The organism is Sorangium sp. So ce302 (genome assembly GCF_051530145.1).
GTDB classification, from domain to species: domain Bacteria; phylum Myxococcota_A; class Polyangia; order Polyangiales; family Polyangiaceae; genus Sorangium; species Sorangium cellulosum_B.
In genome coordinates this window covers 11165948-11186808 of the sequence record NZ_CP150326.1, presented here as the reverse complement: position 1 = coordinate 11186808, position 20861 = coordinate 11165948, and the positions used below count along the sequence as shown (strand labels likewise).

The window sequence follows — 20861 nt, the reverse complement described above, 5'->3', positions numbered from 1 at the left end:
TCCCGCCTCCCTCTCTTCCCTGACCCCCTCCATCTTGCGACCCATGAGCACAGAGCGCTCTTCTGCCCATTCCCGATCGCCTCACCCTCACGCCGTCCCCTCTCCGCGCAGGCTCCTCGCCGCCGCCGTCGCCGCCGTGGGGCTCGTGGCGCTGCCGGCCCACGCGGTGGGCACGCGCAGCTTCGAGCTCCGATCGCTCGAGGACCTGAAGGGCGGCGATCTCACCGGCGTCAGCGTGGACTCGAACGGCGCCGTGCGCGCCGGGCTGACGCTCGGCGCGACGCCGCTGCCCGACGCGACGTCCATCTGGAGCTCCGTGGTGCTGCCGGACGGGACGGTGCTGCTCGGCACGGGCAACGAGGGGAAGATCTACAGCGTCTCGGGCGGCCGGGTCGCGCTCGTGGCCACGACCGGGCAGATGGCGGTCAGCGCGCTCGCGCTCGCGTTCGATGGCGACGTCATCGCGGGGACCTTCCCCGAGGGCAAGCTCTTCCGCCTGCCGCGCGGCGCGGGCAACGGCGGCCCGGCGAAGGTCTTCGCCGAGCTCCCCGACACCGAGGACGTGTGGGGCCTCGCGTACGATCCCAGGGCGAAGGCGCTCTACGCGGCGACCGGCTCGGAGGGGAAGCTGTTCCGCGTCGACGCCGCGGGCAAGGCCCAGGTGTACTTCGACAGCGACGAGCCGCACCTCATGTGCGTCGCCGTCGGGGACGACGGCGCCGTCTACGCCGGCTCGAACGGCAAGGCGCTCCTCTACAAGCTCACGGCGCCCGGGCGCGCGACCGTGCTCTACGACTTCGACGCCGACGACGTGAAGGCCATCGCCGTCGCGCCGGGCGCGAAGGGCGGCGCGATCTACGCGATCGCCAACAAGTACGCCGAGGCGTTCGCCCCCCCGAAGCGCAACCGGAGCGGGCCGCCGTCGCCGCAGCCGGCGCGCGCGCAGAAGCCCGGCAAGGGCGTGCTCATGCGCTTCGATCGGCGCGGCGTCGCCGAGAAGATGATGAGCGACGACGACACCCACTACGTCTCGCTCGGCCTCGGCGACGACCTGACGCCGTACGTCGGGACCGGCGCGGAAGGCCAGCTCTACACCGTGAGCGACAACCACGTCGCGCGGCTCGTCGCCGACACCGACGAGCGCCAGGTCGGCGCCTTCCTGATGGCGGGGCGGCGCAGGTTCGTCGCGACCACCGACCCCGCGGTCTTCCACGAGGTGAAGGGCGTCGGCGGCGCCGACGCGGTGTGGACGAGCAAGGTGCTCGACGCCGGGCTGCGGGCCACGTTCGGGCGCCTTTCGTGGCGCTCCGACGGCGCGCTGGAGCTCGAGACCCGGAGCGGAAACACCGACGCGCCGGACGGCACCTGGAGCCCGTGGTCCACAGCGCTCGCCGCGCCGGGCGACGTGAAGAGCCCGCCGGCGCGCTTCGCGCAGATCCGCGCGCGCTGGCGCCGCGATCCGGGCGCGGTGCTCCGCGAGGTGAAGCTCTCGTTCGTCACCGACAACGCGCGCGCCGTGGTCACGTCGATCGAGGCCGCGCCGAAGGGGCAGACGAAGCCCTCTCGATCGAGCCTCCCGCCATCGGGCGGGGAGGCGCCGAAGCCCGTGAGCGCGCTCCAGCTGACATGGAAGGTCGACAATCCAGACCAGGACGACCTCCGCTACCGCCTCTCCTACCGGATGGAGGGGCAGTCGACCTGGCGCAGCCTGCTGAAGCCGGGCGAGAAGGTGACGCGCGCCGAGCACGTATGGGACACGACCGCGCTTCCCGAAGGCGAGTACCGCATCCTCGTCGAGGCGAGCGACGAGCTGGCGAACCCGCCCGAGCGCACGCTGCGCCACAGCCTCGAGTCGGGAACCGTCCTTGTCGACAACACGCCGCCGGTGTTCCGGGCGCTCGCGCTGCAGGGGCGCCGGCTCACGGGCGAGGTCGCGGACGGCCTCGGTCCGGTCGCGCGCATCGAGGTCTCGATCGCGGGCCTGGAGGAGTGGCGGCCCGTCTTCCCGAGCGACGGCGTCTTCGACGAGGCCGTCGAGCCGTTTGAGGCGGATCTCGGCGCGATCGTGCCGCCGGGCGCGCACCTGCTCGCGGTGCGCGCCTATGACAGCGCGGGCAACGTGGTCACCCGCGACATCGAGGCGCGGTAGGCGCCATCACGCACCATCGCGCGAGGCCCGGCGCTCGGTGCGACACGGGCGTCATGCTTGCGCCAGGGATGCCCGCAGGCGAGGTGCCCCCGTGTGCGCGGCGCACAGGACGGCGGCGTCCTCACCCAGGCTGCGCTCGGCGCCCTGGCGACGACACACAGAATCGGCACATTCTGTGAATGCAGGAGGCGACATGATACGCTCATTCCGCTTGTGCTTTTCTGGTGGTCCTGGAATGAGCTCACACCGCGCCCGTCTGCTTTCTGGCCTCGTGGCGACCTGGGTTTTCGCGCTCTCCGCGTGCTCGATGGATGACTCGGCGGCGGGTGGGTACGAAGACGGCGGCGGGGTGTTCGGGAGTGGGGGGGGCGAGAGCGAGTCGGCCCAATCGGGCGGCAGCCCTCCGCCCGCGAGCGGCAGCGGCAGCGGCAGCGGCGGTGCCGGTGGCGTCGTGAACGAGGACCTCAACATCCCGGCGGCTCCGGAGGCGCAGGATCCCTACACCCGCTTCGCTTACCTGTGCGGCGATGGCTGCACCCCAGGCGGGGAGCCGACCGAGTGCTCGTCGGACGGCGGCGCGGGCACGGGGACGGGGCTCCCAGCCGCGCAGACGCTGCACTGCCAGCTCGTGCTCGACGACGGCGATGCGATCCCGAGCTGCCAGCCGGCGGGCCGCTTCGAGGCAGGCGGCCCTTGTCACAGCGGCGCCGATTGCGCGGCTGGCCTGGGGTGCGTGGCAGCCGACGGGGAGGGCGGCGTGTGCCGGCAGTATTGCTGTGGCCACGTCGAGAGCTGCGCGGCGGGGACGTACTGCGACGAGCGACCGATGGCCCAGTCGGTCGTCGAGGCGAGCGCTCCGGTCCCGATCCCCGTCTGTGTTCCCGCGATGAACTGCGAGCTCTTGAACGACAGCGTGTGCCCGACGGGCCTCACCTGCACGATCGTCCGCGAGGATGGGACGACGAGCTGCGTGGTGCCCGGCGAGGGGCGGGCCGACGAGCGTTGCCCGTGCGCGCCCGGCTTCGTGTGCTCGATGCTGACGAACCAGTGCAAGCAGCTCTGCCGGATCGACAGCAGGGCGCCGGAATGCGGCGCAGGCGCCAAGTGCCAGGGCGGCAGCGCGATCTACCCCGCCGGGTTCGGCGTGTGCGTGAGCACGTCGTAGCCGCCGTCCGCCCGTCGCTCCGTTAAGAAATGTTGTCGAGCCTGGCTCCGGCGTGGATCGGAGCGGCGGGCGCGCGCCGCCGTGGTCATGCTGGACGCGTGCAGCGGCCTCTTCTCTCCTTCGTCGTCTTCATCGCTGTCTTCAGCGCCATCGTGGCAGGCGTCCACTACTACCTCTGGCAGCGCCTGATCCGCGCGCCCGAGCTCGGCCCGCTCTGGCACCGCGTCGGCAGTGTGGCCCTGGTGGTGCTCGCGTCGCTGGTGCCCCTCGGCCTCTTGCTCACCCGCGCGCTGCCCCGGCACATCGCTGGCGTCGTCGCCGGCGTCGTCTACACGTGGGTCGGGCTCGCCGTCCTGCTCTTCTTCCTCCTGCTCACCTCCGAGTTCGTCCGCCTCGGCGCCCACGGCGTCACGGCGCTGCTGCACCAGCCGCTCGACGGCGAGCGCCGCACCTTCCTCTCGCGCGCCCTCGCGGGCGCGGCCGGAGCGCTCGCCATGGGCTTCGGCGTCGCCGGCGCCGCGAGCGCCCTCGGCGAGGTCGCCGTCCGCCCGGTGCGCGTCCGCTTGCGCCGCCTCCCCGCGGCCATGTCGGGCTTTCGCGTGGTTCAGCTGACCGACCTCCACATCGGCCCGACGATCGGCCGGGCCTGGCTCGAGCGCGTCGTCGCGCGCGTGAACGCGCTCGAGCCGGATCTCATCGCGATCACGGGCGATCTCGTCGACGGCTCCGTGGAAGAGCTCCGCGAGCACACCGCGCCGCTCGCCGATCTGCGCGCCAAGCACGGGGTCTTCTTCGTGACGGGCAACCATGAGTATTACTCCGGCGCCGAGGCGTGGATCGCGGAGCTCCGCCGGCTCGGCGTGACGGTGCTGCGCAACGAGCGTGTCTCGATCGGCGACGGCGAGCACGGCTTCGACCTGGCCGGCGTGGACGACTGGAGCTCCCGCGGCATGGGCCGCGGCCATGGCCCCGACCTCGCGCGCGCGCTCGCGGGGCGGGACCCTTCTCGCGAGCTCGTGCTGCTCGCGCACCAGCCCAAGCAGATCCTGGAGGCCGCGGAGCGGGGCGTGGGCCTGCAGCTCAGCGGCCACACCCACGGTGGCCAGATCTTCCCGTGGAACTTCTTCGTGCGGCTCGACCAGCCCTACGTGGCCGGGCTGTCCTCGCACGGCGACAGCCAGATCTACGTGAGCCGCGGCACGGGCTACTGGGGGCCGCCGATGCGCGTCGGCGCGCCGTCCGAGATCTCGCTGATCGAGCTCGAAGGCGCCGCCGCGGCGGAGGCCGTGGCGTGACCCGACCGGGCGCTCACGGGAGCGGGGTCGCCGGGTCTCTCTTGCAGTTGATGACCGGCGCCGGGTAGCTGCTCGGATCGGCGATTCGCTCCATGGCGAAGGTAGAGCCCTTGAGATTCAGGGGGAGCGGCCTCGCCGTGGTGCCAGTGACAACGCCACAGATGAAGTCGGCGGGCGCGCAGAGGGAGCCGCCGGTCAGCGTGATGGTGGCCTCGAGCTCGCTGCCGGAGATGGGGTTGGCGTCGCCCGGCACGACGAGCGTGGGCAGCTGCGCGGTGAACGTCCCATCGGCGGACAGCTCGAAGGGACCCACATCGAACGGCTCGCCCGTGGGCGTCTTGCGATCGGCGGCCACGAGCGGCTGGAAGGTGAGCGAGAAGCTCAGGCCGCCGTCGCTGGCCTGGGTGGTCAGGCTGGCCACGAAGAGGATAGGGGCCCGCGGGTTGAGATACGCCGAGAGGCTGAAGAGGAAATCGCCGTCGACGGCGCCCGCTTCCGGCAGGCAGTTGTCCCCGCCGCCTCCAGCGCCGCCATTTCCGTCGCTGCCACCACCACCCTCGCCGCTGCTCTGGTCTTCGCGGATCGTGGTATCGCGAGCTTCGAAGTCATCGTATCTGCCTGCCGGGTCGGCGCAGCCGATGAGGAGCGCCGTGGTGGTGAGGGCAGCTGAGGCGAGCGTTGTCCGGATGGTGCGGGAGAAAAGCATTTGACACCGTGCGAAAGGTGACATTTGACTTGATCGGGTAGAACCTTCCGACGTGGCAGGTGTTGCAACCCTACCATGCAGGGTCCGCCGCAGGCGCCGCATTCCTCCGCCCTCAGAACCGAGAACACCGGATATGTCCATCAACCGCCCCTGTTTCGCGATCTCCGTCGGCCTCCTCGGCGGTCTCGCCTGGACCGGATCCGCGCTCGCCGGTGGGTTCGCGACCGCGCGGTTTGGCGGCGAGCACGGCAACCCGATCACGAGCAATCCGACCGCGGTCTACTACAACCCCGCAGGCCTCGCCGAGAGCGAGGGGATTCATCTGTTCCTGGACGGAAATATCGCGCTGCGCGCCGCGTCCTACACGCACTCGGCGGCGGCGACCGATGACGCGACGGTGCCGCGGGCGAACACGGGGGAGGCGAGCCTGTTCAACGTGGCTGCCTCGCCGATGCTCGGCGCGTCGGCCAGGCTCGGCGATCTGGCGCTGGGCGCCGGCGTCTATGTGCCCTTCGGCGGCGCCGCGTCCTGGGACACGAACGCGGCGTTCGAGGGCAATCGCGAGCTCGCCGGGCCGGTGGACGGCGTGCAGCGCTGGCACTCCATCGAGTCTTCGCTCCAGGCGATGTTCTTCACGCTCGCCGCCGCCTACAGGATCCCGGCGCTCCGTCTCAGCCTCGGCCTCTCCGGCAACCTGATTCGAACCCAGGTGAACACCGTGCGCGCCCGCAACGCCTCCGGCGACAACCTCCTTGCGACCGAGGGGCGCTCGCTGCTCGAGGTGAGCGGCTTCCACGCGAGCTTCGGCGTCGGCGCGCTGGTCGAGGCGGTGCCGAAGCAGCTCTGGATCGGCGCGTCGTACCAGTCGCGGCCGAACGTCACGGGGGGAGAGTCGCTCGAGGGCACGCTCACCAACCGCTTCAGCGGCGTGTCGAACTCCCCGAGCGACGTGGAGCTGCACCAGGGCCTGCCGGATATCGTGCGGCTCGGCGCCCGCTTCGTCCCGGCGGAGCGCTTCGAGATCCGGCTCTTCGGCGACTGGACGCGGTGGAGCTCGATGGAAAACCAGTGCCTCACCCAGGTCGGCGCGGCGTGCGAGATCGACCGCGACGGCTTCGCCGGAGAGGGCGCCCGCGTGGTGCAGAACATCCCCCGCCGCTGGAACGACACGTTCGGCGTTCGCGCGGGCTGGAGCCACTGGCCGCGGCCTGCGATCGAGGTCTTCGGCGGCGCCGGGTACGACTCCAACGCAGTTCCGGACGAGACCCTCGATCCATCGGGCGTCGATTTCCACGATGTCTCGTTCGCTCTCGGCGGGCGCTTCCATGTCGCGAAGCAGCTCCACCTCGCCGCGTCGTATACCCACCTGTTCTACGTCAGCCGGGACACCACGGGGGACAGCATCACCGCCGGCCTGCACCCCAACTCGAGGGCTCCCGACTCCGGCGGGCACTACGCGCAGAGCATCGGCGTGATCAACCTCAACGTCGATGTCGCCTTCTGAGCGAGGAACCTGAGCGCGGAACCTGAGCGCGGCGCCCGAGCGCGAGCCCGCGTCGCGGCGGGGCCGCTGCGCCGCGGCGAGGCGCCTCAGGAGGTGCCTCGCCGGGTCCGGCGGAGCAGGCTGAAGATGCGAGCCCCCAGCTCGGGGGCGCGGAAGGGCTTCACCATGTAGTCGTCGGCGCCGCTGGCGAAGGCCTCGACCATGTCCTGCGAGGAGGCGTGCGCCGTCAGGAAGAGGACCGGAAGATCGCGGAGCCCGGGCTCCTGCCGCAGCGTCCGGCACAGGTCGATGCCGGTCATCTTCGGGAGGTTCCAGTCGAGGACCACGAGGTGAAACGGTGAGCCGCGGACCCGCGCCAGCGCCTCTTCCGCGCTGGCGACGGCGACGACGGCGAGCTCGACCGCCTCGAGCATCGCCGACAGGAGCTCGCGGATGTGGGGGTCGTCGTCGACCACGAGGACCCGCGAGCCTTTGCCCTTCAGCCGAGGCGGCGCAGGGGGCGGCGCCCGGCCCGCCGGGCCGGCGCCCTGGACGCCGGATGACGCGGCGGGCCCGGCCCCGTCCGCGGCGCGGAGGAGCGCCGCGGCGTCGGTGTCGGGCACGGATCCGGGGCGGGGCGCCTCCGTCCGCGCGAAGTGGGCGAGGCGATGCCAGTCGCGCGGCTCGAACGTGAGCCGCGCCCCCTCCGGTGAGACCGACGCGCACGCCGCGGCCGACGTCGCGCGGCGGTTTTCGCCCAGCTCGAAGATGGCGAGCACCCACTCGCCATCGGCCACGACCTCCCCCGCGGGCAGTCCGAGCTCGAGGTCACGCTCCTCCGGATCGCACACGATTTGCTCGAACTGCTGCAGATCCGGGAAGCGGTAGAGGACGCTCCGCACCTCTTGACGCTACACCCGCGCTAGCATCTCGCAAGGGGTCCGACTAAGCTCGCGCCGCGATGTCATTCCTGCGCTGGATGCCGCCGCTTCTCGCGTTGCTCGCGATCGGCGCCACGGGCTGTCCTGGGAACCCGAGCTCGAACGAGCCCAAACCGGCCGCGAGCCCGGAGGTGGCGGTCTCGCTGCCGGGCGTGGACACCTCCTCGCTGACCCCCCGCGAGCGCCGGGAGTGGGGGGCACAGGTCTCCGAGCTCCTCTCCCCTTGCCCGGACACGCCCGTGAGCATCGCGCAGTGCGTGAAGGAGCAGCGCCCGTGCAAGGCGTGCCTCCCCGCCGCGCAGCTCCTGCTCGATCTGGTCAAGGACGGCCGATCGAAGAAGGAGCGCGACGACGCGTTCCACATGCGCTTCGACGCGAACAAGGTGAAGACGCTCGCCACCGACGGCTCGCCGGAGATGGGGCCGCCCGACGCGCCGATCACGATCGTCGAGTGGGCCGACTTCGAGTGCCCGTTCTGCAGGCTGATGGCGCCGCTGCTCGAGGGGCTCGTGAAGCGCTTCGACGGGCAGGTGCGCCTCGTCTTCAAGTTCTACCCGCTCTCGGCGCACGTCCACGGCGAGCCCGCCGCGCGCGCGGCGACCGCCGCGCTCAACCAGGGCAAGTTCTGGGAGATGCACCACCTCCTCTTCGAGAACCAGGACAAGCTGGAGCAGGCCGACCTCGAGCGTTACGCGCAGCGGCTCAAGCTCGATATGGTGAAGTTCCGCGCCGATCTCGTCTCGACCGACACCAAGGCGCGCATCGACAAGGACAAGCTGCAGGCCGACGGGGTCGGGCTCGAGGGGACGCCCCTCGTCTTCATCAACGGCCGCGAGGTCAACCTCCAGCTCCTCTCGAGCCCCGGCGAGGACCTCGAGGCGTGGGTCAAGCTCGAGCTGGAGCTCCTCGGCAAGACGCCGCGGCCAGCGCCCCCGAAGCCAGGCGACGCGTCGCCCTCCGGCAGCGCGATCCCCGCGGCCAGCGCGACCCCAGCAGGCAGCGCGACCCCGGCGGCCAGCGCGACCCCCGCTGCCGGGACCAGCGCGCCGGCGGGCGGCGCGGCGCGCCCCGCGACCTCGGCTGCACCCGCCCAGCCCGCCAAGCCGAGGACGCCGTGAAGGTCGCCGACCCGTGCGGCTGCTTCCCGACGGGCCGGCACTACCCTGGGATCGCGCACCTCCTCAAGGTGCGCGCCGTCGGTGTCGCGTCGGAGATCGACGCGGGCAGCGCCTGGATCGACCAGCCCATCGCCTTCGTCGACGTCGAGACCACGGGGCGCGATCCGGCGGGCGATCGGATCATCGAGCTCGGCATCGTCATCGGCCGCTCCGGGGAAATCCTGACGCGCTACAACTGGCTCATCCACCCGGGGCGGCCCATCCCCGCGGAGAGCACCGCCATCCACGGGATCAAGGACGCGGACGTCGAGGGCAAGCCGTCGTTCGCCGAGGTCGCGGAGGAGATCCTCGGCTGCTTCAAGGGGGCGATCCCCGCGGCGTACAATGCCACCTTCGACCGCTCGTTCCTGCTCGCCGAGCTCGAGCGCGTGGGCATGCGCCCGCGCGAGCCGCCGCCCGCCATGCGGCGCGAGGTCGACTGGGTCGATCCGCTCACGTTCGCCCGCGAGCTCTACAAGAACGAGGAGAGCCGCGCCCTCGGCGACATGGCCGCTCGGCTCGGGATCTCGCTCGAGAAGGCGCACCGCGCGACGGACGACGCCGAGGCGGCGCTCCAGGTCCTGTACGCGCTCGCGAAGGATCCGCGTGTGCCTCGCGCCTATGGCGGCCTGATCCAGGAGCAGCGGCGGCTGGTCCGTCTGCAGGACGAAGCGCGGAAGTTCTGGCGGAAGGCTCCCGCCGCGGCGCCGCCCCCGACCTCGAAGCCCAGCTGACGTCATGGGGGACGCGCCGAAGCGACGCCTCCCGGTCGTCGGCAGCAGCGCGGCAGGCGCGGCGCCTCCTCGGGGCGGCGCGGCAGCGCCGGAGAAGCGCAAGCTCCCCGTACTGCAGAGCAGCGGCGACGACGAGGTCGAGGACCGGCCGCCGTGGCACTGGATCGCGCTCGGGACGGTGGCGATCTTCATCGCGTGGCTGCCGCTCGCGGGCCTCGTCAACACGCTGCTGCGCCGGATGATCGAGCGGGCGGGGGACGCCGGGGCAGAGGGCTCGGTGCGGCTCGCGATGGTGGGGCTCAACGCGATCGCGTTCGCGCTCGCCGGGGTCGCCGGCGGCTACCTCGTGGGGCGGTTCGGCGGGCGCGCCGGGCGGCGCGAGGCCGCCGCGAGCGGCGCCGTCGTCGCGGCGCTCGCCTGGGCGCTCGCCCTCGCCGAGGGCGCGCCGGCGGGCGCGCTGGGGTGGGCGCTGCTGCTGATCGTGGTGGTCATGATCGGCAGCGCGGCGTCGTACGCCGGCGGCCGCGCCGGCCTCCGATCCCGCGCCGCATCCGGCCCGCCGCGCTCGCGCTGAGCGCCGCGCCCGCGCGCCGCGTCGATCAGATCGGATCGAGCTTGCGAATGGGCGCGCTCGCCTCGGAGAGCGCGGCATACGCGATGGCCGTGCGAGGGTCGCGCGCGTCGGGGGCGACGTCGAGCAGCGGCCTGAGCGCGAACACACGGTCGCAGAGCCGCGGGTGAGGCACCTCGAGATCCGGCTCCGCCACGACCTCTCCCTCGATCCAGAGCAGGTCCAGATCGATCGTGCGCGGCCCCCATCGCACCGGATCGGGGCGCGTCCGCCCGAGCGAGCGCTCCACGGCGAGGGTGCGCTCGAGGATCTGGCGGGCGGGCAGCGACGTGGCGACGAGCACCGCGGCGTTCACGTAGTCGCCCTGCGGAGGGCCGCCTGCGGGCGGGGACTCGTAGCGCGACGACTCGAGGATGACGTCGAGATCGGGATCAGCGCCGAGGGCCGCGATGGCGGCGCGGAGGGTCGTCAGGCGATCGCCCAGGCTCGACCCGAGTCCGATGACGACATGCCGGCGGGATCTCATGGCGAGAACCTACCACGCGCCGCGCGCATCCGGCGGCCCGCGGCGCTCCGCGCGGAGAGCGGGCGCCGCTCCGGAGATCGGCGCGAGGAGGGCGCCGGCGCGACGGTCGCGATCACTCCCCCGGATCGCTGGCGCGGCGTCCTGCGCCGATCCGCCGGCCCTCCGGCCGCGGGGGGAAGACGCGCCGATCCTCGGGGCTGCGGCGCGCGATGGGGGAGCGGCGCTCGACGGACGGATCGCGCTGCGCCGGCTGCGCGCTGCGCTGGAGCCCCACGAACAGCGCGCGCATCTCCTCGAACGTCTCCGGCATGGCGACGGCCACGGTCGCCGCGTGCGTCCGGCACAGGCTCAGCGAGCGCCCCTGGATGACCACGCGCGCCATCCGCGTCCTCGCGCGAGGATCCCCGGGCGCACCGCCGTCCCGATCGCCCTGCTCGCCGTCGCTGCAGACGGCACACCGCTCGAATGAGTCGCCCATGGGGGAGCCTTCGCAGAGGCGGGCGCTCCGGGCCAACTTTCCGGAGCGGGGTGGCTCACGCGCGCGCGGCCTGGCCGCGCGCCCGCTCCTCGGCCCAGGCGATCACCCTCGCCGCCGGATCCGCGCCGGTGAAGCGCCCGAGCTCCTGGATGCCCGTCGGGCTCGTGACGTTCACCTCGGTCAGGCGCTCGCCGATGACGTCGAGGCCCACGAAGAAGAGGCCGTCGGCGCGGAGGCGAGGCGTGACCGCGCGGACGAGATCGAGCTCGCGCGGCGAGAGCTCCGTCGAGACCACGCGCCCGCCGACGTGGATGTTCGAGCGGTGATCGTCGTCGCGGGGCACCCGGAGGATGGCGCCGAGCAGCTCGCCGTCGAGCAAGAGGACGCGCTTGTCGCCGTGGACGACGGCGGGCAGGTACTCCTGGACCATGGCGAGGCGGTGCCCCTCGTTCGTCATCATGTCCGCGATGGCGCGCGCGTTCTTGTCGCGCTCGTTGATCTGCAGCACGCCGAGGCCGCCCGCGCCGTCGAGCGGCTTGATCACCGCCGTGCCGCCGAGGGCGCGCACGAACGCGTGGATCTGCTCGCGGTCCGCGGTGACCAGCGTCCTCGGCGTCCACTCGGGGAAGTTCAGCGCGTAGAGCTTCTCGTTGGCGTCGCGCAGCCCGCGGGGGTCGTTCACGATGAGCGGGCAGCGCCGCGCGCGCTCCAGGATCAGCGTCGCGTACAGGTAGCTGCGATCGAACGGCGGGTCCTTGCGGATGAAGATGGCGTCCACGTCCGCGAGCCGGAGCCGCTGCGCGCCCCCCGCGAGCGAGATGAACGGGGGCGCGTCGCCGATGAGCACCGGCGAGGCCGAGGCGTGCGCCTCACCGCCCTCGATCGAGAGGTCGCGCGGCAAGCAGTGGTAGCTCTCGTGGCCGCGCGCCTGCGCCGCTCGGATGAAGGCGAACGACGTGTCCTTGTCGTGCGTCACGCGGCTCAGCGGATCCATGACGAAGACGAAGCGCATGCGGTCTCTCGCGGTAGGGTTGGTCGGGGTTATCGAGGGAGGGAGAGGACGGCGCCCGCTGTAGAGCGAGCGCCGGTGCGCTCACTGCATCGCAGCGAGGACGAGCTGCGTGCTGACGTCGTCGCCGAGATCCGAGGCGAGCGCGTAGCCGACGCCGCTGCGCTCGGCGGCGGCGACCGAGTAGCCGTTGATGTTGCCCACGTAGACGGGGCGCTCGCGCACGACGCGCGGCTGCAGGATCGGCTGCGCCTTCTGCACCGGGACCGCGCGCGAGTTGAACATGTAGACCGTCACGCGGTGGTTGCCCCGCACCACGAACTGGAGCAGCGCGGCGCGCCGATCGCGCATCGTGTGCACGCGGGCGCCCATGAAGTTCGCCGGTATCGACTGGAACTGCGGCCTGCGGACCGGGACGCCGACGAACGGATCGAAGCGCGGGAGGTCCTCCGGGTTGGTCGTCTCCGGCGGCAGCGGCTGCGCGTGCTGGGTGACGAGATCGTCGAGCAGGACCTCGACGCTCTCGGCGCGCGTGAGAGCGGCCGCCGCCCTCGCGGCGTCCGCCTTCGCGGCCTCCGCCGGCGCGTCCGGCCGCCGCGCCACGCCCACGACGAAGACGACGCCCGCCGCCGCGGCGAGCGCGATCGCGTACCCCCTGTGCACGAGGCGCGGCCTCGCCTCGGCCGACTGCGCTGCGTCGCGCGCCTGCTCGTGCGCCACCGCCGCGGCGACGCGCGCCCGCAGCGCGTCCGGGCACCCCGACGGCCGCGCCCGCTTCAGGCTCGCCCGCAGCGAGCGCAAGAGCCTCACCTGCTCGAAGCACGGAGGGCACTGGACGAGGTGGGACTCGAGATCGATGGCGTGGTCCGGATCCAGCTCGCTGTCGACGTAGGCAGACAGCGCGTGGTCGAACCGCGAACAGCTCTCGATCGATTTCGCAGCGCTCATGCGGCACCCCGCTTCCGCTTGCGGTACGCGTCCAGGTCGGCGGGCGCGTCCTTCGCAGCGTCTTCGCTGACGATGCCCATCAGGACCGCGTGCTCGCGCAGCGTCTTCTGGAGGAGCTTGCGGCCCCTGTGCAGGCGCGACATCACCGTGCCGATGGGGCAGCCCATCGCCTCGGCGATCTCCTTGTAGGAGAGCTCCTCGATGTCCGACAGCACCACGGCCAGCCGGAACTCCTCGGGCAGGGCGTCGAGGGCGCGCTGCACCTCCGCCTCCACGAGCGGCGTGAGCGCCTGGGTCTCCGGATCGCGCATCGCGCGCATCGTCGTCGCGCCGACCCACGCATCGGTGAGCGGCTCGGCGTCGGGGCCGTCGAAGATGCCTCGCTCGAGGCCCCCGCGACGGTACCGGTTGATGAACGTGTTCGTCAGGATCCGAAGCAGCCAGGCCTTGAGGTTGGTGCCCGGCTCGAACTGATCCCGGGCTCGCATCGCCTTGACGATGGTGTCCTGGACCAGATCCTCCGCCTCCGTCGAGCTCTTCGTCATCCGGCAGCTCACGCCGTAAAGCGTGTCCAGATGACCCAGCAGCTCGATCTCGAAGGCGTCGGCTCGGCCACCATCGGTGCTGGCCAACGACAGGTCCTGCGCTACGGACGCAGGTTTCTTGCTGAAGAAGAACGGCATGGGCTCGCCCGGGGGAACAGAGGAGCGCCCAGGGCTATTCCAGCCTGCTCTCGCTCCCCTGACCCTCGCGACCCTCGCCCGCGGGTTCGTCCGCGCCGGAGCCCGTCTGGTGCGGAACCGCGCCCTCGATGGGTTCACCCGCGCGTCCCTGGAGCTTCGCCTCCAGCTCGTCAATGCGCTGCGACAGGCGCTTGACATCGGACTGGAGATCGCGGACCAGCCCGAGGCCCGGGAGGATGGCCCGGATGCGCTCGTCGACGGCCTGCTGCCATTGATCGAGCGTCTGCTTCGAGCTCTCGACGATCCCGCTCAGGCGCCCCTTCGCGTGGCTCGACCTGTCCGTGTCGAGCGGCGGGGGCGGATGGGACGAGGGCGACGCGGGCGCCGCCTGCTCCGTCCCCGGGACGGGCGCCGTTCCTGGCGCCGCCACGCCGCCCTCGCCAGGGACCGCGCCGGGGATGAGCCGGCCGATCGGGCCCTCGCGCAGCTGCGAGAGCAGCCGCTCGCCGCGCTCCTGGATCAGATCTCTCAGCGTGCCGAGCGGGACCGAGCGCGGCTGCGATTTGAGATCTTCCGAGATGATCAGCGCCAGCGTGACCTCGGTCTTGTCCTCCTTGGTCGCGTTGTCGATGATCTGGACCTCTTCGCCAGCCCGGACCATCTCCCCTATCTGCTGCAGGGTGACGTAACGACTGTCCTTCGTGTCGTAGAGCTTCCGATTGGAGTAGCGCTTAATAACGCGACGCGGTACCTCGCCGCCTCCCAGAGTCTCCTTCGCCGTTTCCATCTCCTCTACGCCTCGAGTCGATTGGACCACCGCAAGAAACCTCGCGCAAGGGAAGATCACTCGATATCACTCAAATCATTCGACAAAAGAGACCGCGTGCAGGGGCCGGCGATCGATCTGCGTGACGTGGCCGCGAGCTATCCCACCGGGAGGCTGGCGCTGGAGGGGATCAGCCTGGATGTGCGCGCGGGCGAGCTCTGCGCCGTCCTGGGGCCGAACGGCGCGGGAAAATCGACGCTGGTCCGGGTCCTCTCCGGGGCCCTGCGGCCGGCGCGGGGCGAGGCGACCCTGCTGGGGAGGCCGCTCGCCGGCATGGACCGGCGGGCGATCGCGCGGTGCGTGGCGGTCGTGCCGCAGGGGATCGCCTCGGCGCCCGGCTTCACGGTGCGCGAGGTCGTCATGATGGGCCGCGCGCCCCACCAGGGCGCGTGGATGCTCGCCGCCGGCCGGGACGAGGAGGCGGTCGCCCGCGCCCTCGACGCCTGCGATCTCGTGGGGCTCGCGGGGAGGCCGGTGGCCGAGCTCTCCGGCGGCGAGCAGAAGCGGGTGGCCATCGCCCGCGCGCTCGCGCAGGAGGCGCAGGTGCTGATCCTCGACGAGCCCGGGGCGCACCTCGACATCCGCCACTCGATCGAGGTCCACGAGGTCGTGCGCAGGGAGGTGGCCGAGCGGCGCCTCGCCTGCGTCGCGGTGCTGCACGATCTCAACGCGGCCGCCCAGTACGCCGACCGCGTGGCGCTCCTCAAGGCCGGGCGGCTGGTCGCCCACGGCACCGTCGAGGAGGTGATGACCTACCGCCGGCTCAAGGACGTGTTCGAGGCAGAGCTCTACGTGGGCGTGAACGAGCTCGACGGCAGCCGGTACTTCCTCCCCGTCCGAGGCCGGTAGGTAAGTCGGTAAGTAGTAGACAGCGCGAGCAGGAGCGCTTTTCTCCGCATTCTCGACCGCGCGAGCGGCGCGGTTTATAAGCGGCACCATGCGCGGATCTCCTCCCTGGAGAGCTCTCTCTCGAGGCTTCTTGCCGTGCCTCCTGGCCCTCCTCGCGCTGCTCGGCGCGGCCGGCTGCGCCGAGAGCAGGACGGCGCCCGAGCTCCTGAGCGTCGTCGACGTCGTGCCGCGCGAGGTCGACCTCGGCGACCGCATCGAGATCCTCGGGACCAACCTGCCCACCGCCGAGGCGAAGGAGGCGGTCGTCACGTTCCGCGGCACCCTCCGCCGCCCCGGCCAGGCGCCGCTCACCGGCCAGAGCATCGAGATCGAGGGCGCGCAGGTCAGCAGCACGAAGATCTCGCTGATCTTCTCCGAGGGCCTGCAATCCCGCTTCGCCGGCCGCGGCGACGACGCGGTGCACACGACCTTCCACGGCGACGTCGTCGTCGAGATCCCCGCGACCGCGCAGGGGGCGCTCCCCGTGAACGGCACGGTGAGAGGCGTCACGATGGACTTCCTCCCGCCGACCCCGCGCCGCGCCGTCATCGAGGCGCGCGTGAAGGAGGGGGCGCGCGCGCTCGCGTTCTTCGGCGTCGAGGTCGCGGCCGAGTCGCCGCCCGCCGGCGGGCTCGTCGTGACGGGCGTGCGCGACGGGAGCCCGGCGGGTCAGGCAGGGCTCCAGCCCGGCGACGTCATCACGCGCTTCGAGGGCGTGAAGGTCCTCTCGAAGGGCGACGTGATCCCGAGCGGCCACGAGCGGCGGTCGGCGGTCGGGATCCGCCGGGGCGGCGCGACCCCGTCCGAGATCGAGCTCTCGACCGAGGGGTTCCACGCGAGCGCGCCCGCCGATCTGCTCGGCGCCGGGATCCTCCTCGGCGTGGCCGCCGCGATCATCCTGCTCTTCATGGCGCCGACCGCGGGGATCATCACCTGGGTCGAGCGCCGCGTCTCGGCGCGCATGCAGTCCCGCATCGGGCCGAACCGCGCCGGGCCGCAGGGCCTCCTCGTGTGGGTCGCCGACGGGATCAAGTCGATCATGAAGGAGGACATCATCCCGGCCGAGAGCGACAAGGCGCTCTTCCGGCTCGCGCCCTACCTCGTGTTCGTCGGCGTGTCGGCCACGTTCGTCGTCATGCCGTTCGGCCAGTACCTCATCGCGGCCGACCTCGACATCGGGATCCTCTTCGTGATCGCCGTGACGTCGCTGGTCACCATCGGCCTCATGACCGGCGGCTGGGCGTCGAACAACAAGTGGTCGCTCCTCGGCGGGATCCGCTCGGCGGCGCAGATCATCAGCTACGAGATCCCCGGCGCGGTCGCGATCGTGTGCATCGTGATGATGACGGGCTCGCTGCGGCTCCAGGACATCATCGGCGCCCAGGGCGGCGCCGGGCCCTCGCTCCTCGACGTGGGCGGCTGGCCCTGGCACTGGTTCGTCTTCCGCAACCCGATCACGTTCGCGCTGTTCTTCCTCTATTTCACGACGGCGCTCGCGGAGGGCAACCGCGCGCCGTTCGACCTGCCCGAGGCGGAGAGCGAGCTCGTGGCCGGCTACTCGACCGAGTACTCCGGCATGCGGTACCTCTTCTTCTTCTTCGCCGAGTGGGCGAACGTCTTCGTGATGTGCGGCATCGCGAGCGCGCTCTTCCTCGGGGGCTGGCAGATCCCCGGCGTCTCGCCGGCCCAGCAGGAGGCGAGCTTCGGGCTCCAGCTCGTCGGCGTCTTCCTCTTCCTGCTGAAGAGCTGGGCCCTCGTCTTCGTGGTCATCTGGATCCGCTGGACGCTGCCGCGCGTCCGCATCGACCAGATGATGAACCTCTGCTGGAAGTGGTTCGTCCCGCTGTCGTTCGCGGCCTTCCTTCTGACGGCGCTCTGGATGGTGATCGGCGTCAGCAAGACGGTCCAGCTCGTCATCAGCGTCGTCACCTTCGCCGCCTGGGCGTACCTGTTCATCCACTTCATCCGCAGGGTCCAGCACAACCTGCGGGAGGCCAAGGTTGCGCTCCACCTGAATCCGTTCCTCTGAGCGCAAACCGCGGTGCCACCTCGGCCTTGCGCTGAGGTATGCTGTCGGCGTGGCGGTCCCCTCGAGCCCGGCCTCCGACTTCTGCTCCGCGTGCGGGTTCCCGCTGCGTGGGCCGCGGTGTGAGGCGTGCGGGGTGGATCGGTCGCCTGTGCTCTCCGCCTCGCGCAAGCCGCCCGCGGACGCGGACTGGGACGGGAGCTCGATCGACGCCTGGCGCACGCGCGACCCGGTGCGCTTCGTCGCGCACTGCGCCTCCGCGGAGGCCGGGGCGAGCCTCCAGGCGACGACGCTGCAGGAGGGCGTGGGGTGGATCGTTCCGCTCGGGGCGATGACGCTCTTCGTCTCGCTCGACGCGGCGAACGAGCGGGTGTCGATCGACGTCCCCGTCGTGCGCGTCGCGGAGCGGCACCGGGTGCCGCTGCTCAGGACGGCGCTGGAGCTGTCGAGCGGCCCCGAGCCGTTCCGGCTGTGCATGCGGGAGGATCTGCTGCTGCTCCGCCGCGTCGGCCGCGTCGCCGCCTTCACGCCGGAGGCGCTGCGCCAGGCGCTGCGCGAGAGCGGCGAGGCGGCGCAGCGGCTCGGGGAGACGATGGGCGCGTGGTTCGACGCGCGGCCGCCGTTCTCCGAGGAGCAGCGGGCGAGCCTCACGTGGGCCTCCGCCGGCCGCGCCCGGCCGCTCAAGAGCTTCACGCTCCCGCCCTCGCCTGCCCGCCCGCAGAGCGCTCCGTCGGTGCGGGCCGGCGCGCCGGCGACGCCGGTCTCGGGGGCGCGGACGCCGCTCGAGGAGCTGGCGGCGTGGGCGGCGCCCCCCTTGCCGCGCCTGCCCGAGTCGGTCGCGCGCCCCATCCGCGACGCGGACGCGATCCCCGACATCCTGTCCCCGTTCCTGGCGTCGGCGCCGATGCCGGCGCCGAGCGCCGCGTCGTCGAAGAACGGCGGCGCGCCCGCGCCCAAGGCCGGCATCCTCCCGCCGGCGCACGACGCCGGCGCGGCGTCGAAGGCGATCGGCGGCGTCGCGAGCCCGGGGTCCGAGGGCGGCGCAGCGAAGCCGGCTCCGGGGAGCGCGGCGGCCGCAGCGCCGCTGTCGGGTGAGCAGGCGGCGGCCGCGGAGACGCCGGCGCAGGTCAGCGATCGCCGCAGCGCGCGCACCGTGCCCTTTCGTCGCTCGTCCTCCATCATGGCGGCGACGCCGCTGTCGGTGCGCCCGCCCGCGCTGCCGGAGGTGGAGATCGAGCCTCCGTCGCGCCGGAGCATCCCGTCCCGCCCGGAGTCGGCGAACGCGGCGGCCGATCGGTTCTGCCAGCTGCTCCGGGACGCGCAGGTGCTCGGCGCGGCGCTCAGCTTCCAGGAGCGGCCGGGCGTCATGGTGCTCCTCATCCGGTGCACGGTCTTCCGCGCGATCTATGAGCACGGCGAGGCGATGCCCGACGCGGTGGCGCACCTCTACCGCTGCACGGCGGCCGCGACCCGCGAGCTCATCCAGGCCGAGGGCGGCGCGCGCCGCGGGAACACCGCGGGCGTCGCGGAGCCGGCGCTCCTCGCGATGGAGCGGCTCGTGGCGGTGCGCGGCCAGGTGCCCGAGGAGAAGCCGCTCCACATCGATCCGCTCACCACGGCGGCGCTCGCGCGCGAGCACCTCGGCCGCTACCTGCGCGAGATCGAGCGCGCGCCGGCCGACCCGATGCTCCGGCACTTCCTCGCGATCGGGGCCCTGTCCGAGCTGCTGGTGCGCACGAAGCTGCCCGCCAAGACCGAGCAGCGGCTGCGCGACATCGTCGCCTACGCGCAGCGGGACGGCGCCAAACCCGGCACGATCGAGCTGCTGATGACGGCGCTCTCGAGGATCGTCGCGCAATGACGTCGCAGCTGGCGGCGCACGGCGACGGCGATCTCGCGCTGCTCCACGAGCGCGTCGCCCGCGCCCGCCGCTCGGTGGTGGCGATCCGCGCCGGCGCGCTCGTGACGACTGGCTGGGTGGCGCTCGGCAACGGCGTCGTGGTGGCGAGCCGGCGCGGGCTCGGCTACCCGACGGAGGTCGCGCTGACGTTCGAGGACGGGCGGGGCATGGCGGGGCGGGTGATCGCCGCGGACGTGGGCCGCGACGTGGCGCTCGTCGCGCCGGCCGATCCGCCCGGCGTCGCGGCGCTCGCCGCCCGCGCGGCGGCCGAGCCGCGGCTCGGCGAGCGCGCCGCGGTGCTGAGCTGCCTCCCGGGGCAGAGCCTGCGCCTCGCGGTCGCGCGGGTCTGCCACGTGGCGCGCAAGGTCGACGGGCAGCTCCCGGCGTTCGAGCTCGACGTGGCGGCGCCCCTCGGCGCGCCGGTGCTCGATCCCGAGGGGCGGGTGATCGGCGTGGTCGCGGCGCCGTCCGGCGCGGCCGGGGAGCTCGCGGGTCACTGCGTGGTGGTCCCGGCGGGCGCGTTCCAGCCGCTGCTCGCCCTCGGGGATCGGACGCTCGCGGAGCTCAGGGACCGGGCGCCTGTGTACCGCTGCCCGGCGTGCGAGGAGCCGTTCGACGTCGAGTGCGACAGGTGCCTGGGCTGCGGCCGCCTGCTGCCGCACGCGTACCCGCCGTGCCCGGCGCGCGCGGGCGTCGAGCGGGTGATCCGGCGGGGCCTGTCGACGCTCGGGCTCATCGCCAACCGGGTGCGTGTCGGTCCGAGGGCGTGGCGCATCGCGCAGCGGCCGTACCCCACGGCGGAGGCGGCGACGCAGGTGGACATCGAGATCGACGAGGCGGGGCGCCTGCTGACGCTGCGCGCGCCGGTCGTGGGGCTGCCTGCGGCGAACCACGAGCCGTTCTACCGGTTCCTGCTCACGATGAACGACCAGACGACGGGGGAGTTCCGCGTGTCGCTCACGGGCGACGAGGTGTCGGCGTCGTGCGTGGCGTCGCTGGAGGGCAGCGCGGACCACGACGTGGCGCTGCTCATCGATGGGCTCGTGCAGATGGCCGACGAGTACCGGAGGACGCTGGCGGAGACGTTCGACGCGGCGCCCAGGTTCGAGTCGGCGGCGGGGCGCTGAGGGGGAGGCCCATCGGCGTTCACCAAGCGCGTTCAGGGCCCCCCGCCCGCCTTCCAGCAGTCACCGTCGTGAACGTGGTCGTGGTCGTGAACGTGGTCGTGGTCGTGGTCGTTAACGGCTAGGTCGTGAACGTGAACGTCCCGCTCCGGCGTTCCGCTGCCCTCCACGATGGGCGGAACGTTCACGTCTACGATCGTGTCGTTGACGACCACGACCACGACCACGTTCACGACCACGACCACGACTGAG

General features: G+C 72.5%; 19 protein-coding genes and 1 pseudogene. 11 read left to right on the top strand and 9 right to left on the bottom strand.

The features are described 5' to 3' along the window. Window positions 1–43: 43 nt before the first annotated feature. From WME73_RS42325 to WME73_RS42315, 3 genes are all read left to right on the top strand, one after another. Window positions 44–2149, top strand: a complete 2106-nt coding sequence (locus tag WME73_RS42325; protein WP_437741941.1) for a hypothetical protein — start codon at window positions 44–46, stop codon at window positions 2147–2149. A 271-nt stretch (window positions 2150–2420) separates the two neighbouring features. After that, complete coding sequence (locus WME73_RS42320) at window positions 2421–3314, top strand: hypothetical protein (RefSeq protein WP_437913306.1); 894 nt, start codon at window positions 2421–2423, stop codon at window positions 3312–3314. A 98-nt stretch (window positions 3315–3412) separates the two neighbouring features. After that, window positions 3413–4609 (top strand): metallophosphoesterase, encoded by a 1197-nt coding sequence (locus tag WME73_RS42315; RefSeq protein WP_437741939.1) that lies wholly within the window; start codon window positions 3413–3415, stop codon window positions 4607–4609. A 13-nt stretch (window positions 4610–4622) separates the two neighbouring features. Here the strand turns inward: WME73_RS42315 and WME73_RS42310 are convergent, their stop codons facing one another. Then, a complete protein-coding gene (locus tag WME73_RS42310; RefSeq protein WP_437741938.1) occupies window positions 4623–5315 on the bottom strand; it encodes a hypothetical protein in 693 nt (230 codons plus the stop codon). Window positions 5316–5448: 133 nt separating this feature from the next. Between WME73_RS42310 and WME73_RS42305 the strand changes: the two genes are divergently transcribed. Continuing rightward, on the top strand, window positions 5449–6819 hold the full coding sequence (locus WME73_RS42305) for an OmpP1/FadL family transporter (RefSeq protein WP_437913305.1): 1371 nt from the start codon (window positions 5449–5451) through the stop codon (window positions 6817–6819). Window positions 6820–6905: 86 nt separating this feature from the next. Here WME73_RS42305 and WME73_RS42300 read toward each other — a convergent pair whose 3' ends face one another. Continuing rightward, window positions 6906–7700 (bottom strand): response regulator transcription factor, encoded by a 795-nt coding sequence (locus WME73_RS42300; RefSeq protein ID WP_437741936.1) that lies wholly within the window; start codon window positions 7698–7700, stop codon window positions 6906–6908. Between the two features lie 59 nt (window positions 7701–7759). Here WME73_RS42300 and WME73_RS42295 point away from each other — a divergent pair, with 59 nt between their 5' ends. Genes WME73_RS42295 through WME73_RS42285 form a run of 3 tightly spaced genes read left to right on the top strand, consistent with a single transcriptional unit; the run spans window position 7760 to window position 10204 of the window. Next, entirely contained in the window at window positions 7760–8857 is a 1098-nt protein-coding gene (locus WME73_RS42295; protein WP_437741935.1) for a DsbA family protein, read from the top strand. After that, window positions 8854–9630 carry a 3'-5' exonuclease gene (locus WME73_RS42290; protein ID WP_437741934.1) on the top strand — a complete coding sequence of 259 codons (777 nt, stop codon included), beginning with the start codon at window positions 8854–8856 and terminating at the stop codon, window positions 9628–9630. The genes WME73_RS42295 and WME73_RS42290 overlap by 4 nt, the downstream gene beginning before the upstream one ends. Before the next feature lie 4 nt (window positions 9631–9634). Beyond that, window positions 9635–10204 (top strand): hypothetical protein, encoded by a 570-nt coding sequence (locus WME73_RS42285; protein ID WP_437913304.1) that lies wholly within the window; start codon window positions 9635–9637, stop codon window positions 10202–10204. Between the two features lie 25 nt (window positions 10205–10229). Here the strand turns inward: WME73_RS42285 and folK are convergent, their stop codons facing one another. The 6 genes from folK to WME73_RS42255 form a co-directional block, all read right to left on the bottom strand. Continuing rightward, complete coding sequence (folK, locus tag WME73_RS42280; RefSeq protein ID WP_437741932.1) at window positions 10230–10727, bottom strand: 2-amino-4-hydroxy-6-hydroxymethyldihydropteridine diphosphokinase; 498 nt, start codon at window positions 10725–10727, stop codon at window positions 10230–10232. Window positions 10728–10839: 112 nt separating this feature from the next. Then, window positions 10840–11205 carry a hypothetical protein gene (locus WME73_RS42275; protein ID WP_437741931.1) on the bottom strand — a complete coding sequence of 122 codons (366 nt, stop codon included), beginning with the start codon at window positions 11203–11205 and terminating at the stop codon, window positions 10840–10842. Between the two features lie 55 nt (window positions 11206–11260). Then, a complete protein-coding gene (gshB, locus tag WME73_RS42270; protein ID WP_437913303.1) occupies window positions 11261–12217 on the bottom strand; it encodes a glutathione synthase in 957 nt (318 codons plus the stop codon). Window positions 12218–12298: 81 nt separating this feature from the next. After that, on the bottom strand, window positions 12299–13162 hold the full coding sequence (locus WME73_RS42265; RefSeq protein WP_437913302.1) for an anti-sigma factor family protein: 864 nt from the start codon (window positions 13160–13162) through the stop codon (window positions 12299–12301). Continuing rightward, window positions 13159–13845 carry a sigma-70 family RNA polymerase sigma factor gene (locus WME73_RS42260; RefSeq protein WP_437711896.1) on the bottom strand — a complete coding sequence of 229 codons (687 nt, stop codon included), beginning with the start codon at window positions 13843–13845 and terminating at the stop codon, window positions 13159–13161. Before WME73_RS42260 ends, WME73_RS42265 begins: the two co-directional genes overlap by 4 nt. Before the next feature lie 34 nt (window positions 13846–13879). Then, window positions 13880–14632, bottom strand: a complete 753-nt coding sequence (locus WME73_RS42255) for a polyhydroxyalkanoate synthesis regulator DNA-binding domain-containing protein (protein ID WP_437913301.1) — start codon at window positions 14630–14632, stop codon at window positions 13880–13882. Window positions 14633–14746: 114 nt separating this feature from the next. Between WME73_RS42255 and WME73_RS42250 the strand changes: the two are divergent. The 4 genes and pseudogenes from WME73_RS42250 to WME73_RS42235 form a co-directional block, all read left to right on the top strand. Beyond that, a pseudogene (locus WME73_RS42250) lies at window positions 14747–15520 on the top strand (ABC transporter ATP-binding protein); the annotation flags it as partial. A 130-nt stretch (window positions 15521–15650) separates the two neighbouring features. After that, window positions 15651–17588: an NADH-quinone oxidoreductase subunit NuoH gene (nuoH, locus tag WME73_RS42245; protein ID WP_437913300.1), complete on the top strand. Its 1938-nt coding sequence runs from the start codon at window positions 15651–15653 to the stop codon at window positions 17586–17588. Window positions 17589–17721: 133 nt separating this feature from the next. After that, window positions 17722–19446: a hypothetical protein gene (locus WME73_RS42240; RefSeq protein WP_437913299.1), complete on the top strand. Its 1725-nt coding sequence runs from the start codon at window positions 17722–17724 to the stop codon at window positions 19444–19446. Next, window positions 19443–20612, top strand: coding sequence for a trypsin-like peptidase domain-containing protein (locus WME73_RS42235; RefSeq protein ID WP_437913298.1), 1170 nt, complete (start codon window positions 19443–19445; stop codon window positions 20610–20612). Before WME73_RS42240 ends, WME73_RS42235 begins: the two co-directional genes overlap by 4 nt. Before the next feature lie 32 nt (window positions 20613–20644). Here WME73_RS42235 and WME73_RS42230 read toward each other — a convergent pair whose 3' ends face one another. Then, on the bottom strand, window positions 20645–20854 hold the full coding sequence (locus WME73_RS42230) for a hypothetical protein (RefSeq protein WP_437913297.1): 210 nt from the start codon (window positions 20852–20854) through the stop codon (window positions 20645–20647). Window positions 20855–20861: the final 7 nt, after the last annotated feature.

Coding starts and splice junctions, on each gene's coding strand:
- WME73_RS42260 (WP_437711896.1), bottom strand. CDS start 13,845: ATGCCGTTCTTCTTCAGCAAGAAACCTGCGTCCGTAGCGCAGGACCTG.
- WME73_RS42285 (WP_437913304.1), top strand. CDS start 9,635: ATGGGGGACGCGCCGAAGCGACGCCTCCCGGTCGTCGGCAGCAGCGCG.
- WME73_RS42255 (WP_437913301.1), bottom strand. CDS start 14,632: ATGGAAACGGCGAAGGAGACTCTGGGAGGCGGCGAGGTACCGCGTCGC.
- gshB (WP_437913303.1), bottom strand. CDS start 12,217: ATGCGCTTCGTCTTCGTCATGGATCCGCTGAGCCGCGTGACGCACGAC.
- WME73_RS42235 (WP_437913298.1), top strand. CDS start 19,443: ATGACGTCGCAGCTGGCGGCGCACGGCGACGGCGATCTCGCGCTGCTC.
- WME73_RS42265 (WP_437913302.1), bottom strand. CDS start 13,162: ATGAGCGCTGCGAAATCGATCGAGAGCTGTTCGCGGTTCGACCACGCG.
- WME73_RS42325 (WP_437741941.1), top strand. CDS start 44: ATGAGCACAGAGCGCTCTTCTGCCCATTCCCGATCGCCTCACCCTCAC.
- WME73_RS42275 (WP_437741931.1), bottom strand. CDS start 11,205: ATGGGCGACTCATTCGAGCGGTGTGCCGTCTGCAGCGACGGCGAGCAG.
- WME73_RS42305 (WP_437913305.1), top strand. CDS start 5,449: ATGTCCATCAACCGCCCCTGTTTCGCGATCTCCGTCGGCCTCCTCGGC.
- WME73_RS42310 (WP_437741938.1), bottom strand. CDS start 5,315: ATGCTTTTCTCCCGCACCATCCGGACAACGCTCGCCTCAGCTGCCCTC.
- folK (WP_437741932.1), bottom strand. CDS start 10,727: ATGAGATCCCGCCGGCATGTCGTCATCGGACTCGGGTCGAGCCTGGGC.
- WME73_RS42295 (WP_437741935.1), top strand. CDS start 7,760: ATGTCATTCCTGCGCTGGATGCCGCCGCTTCTCGCGTTGCTCGCGATC.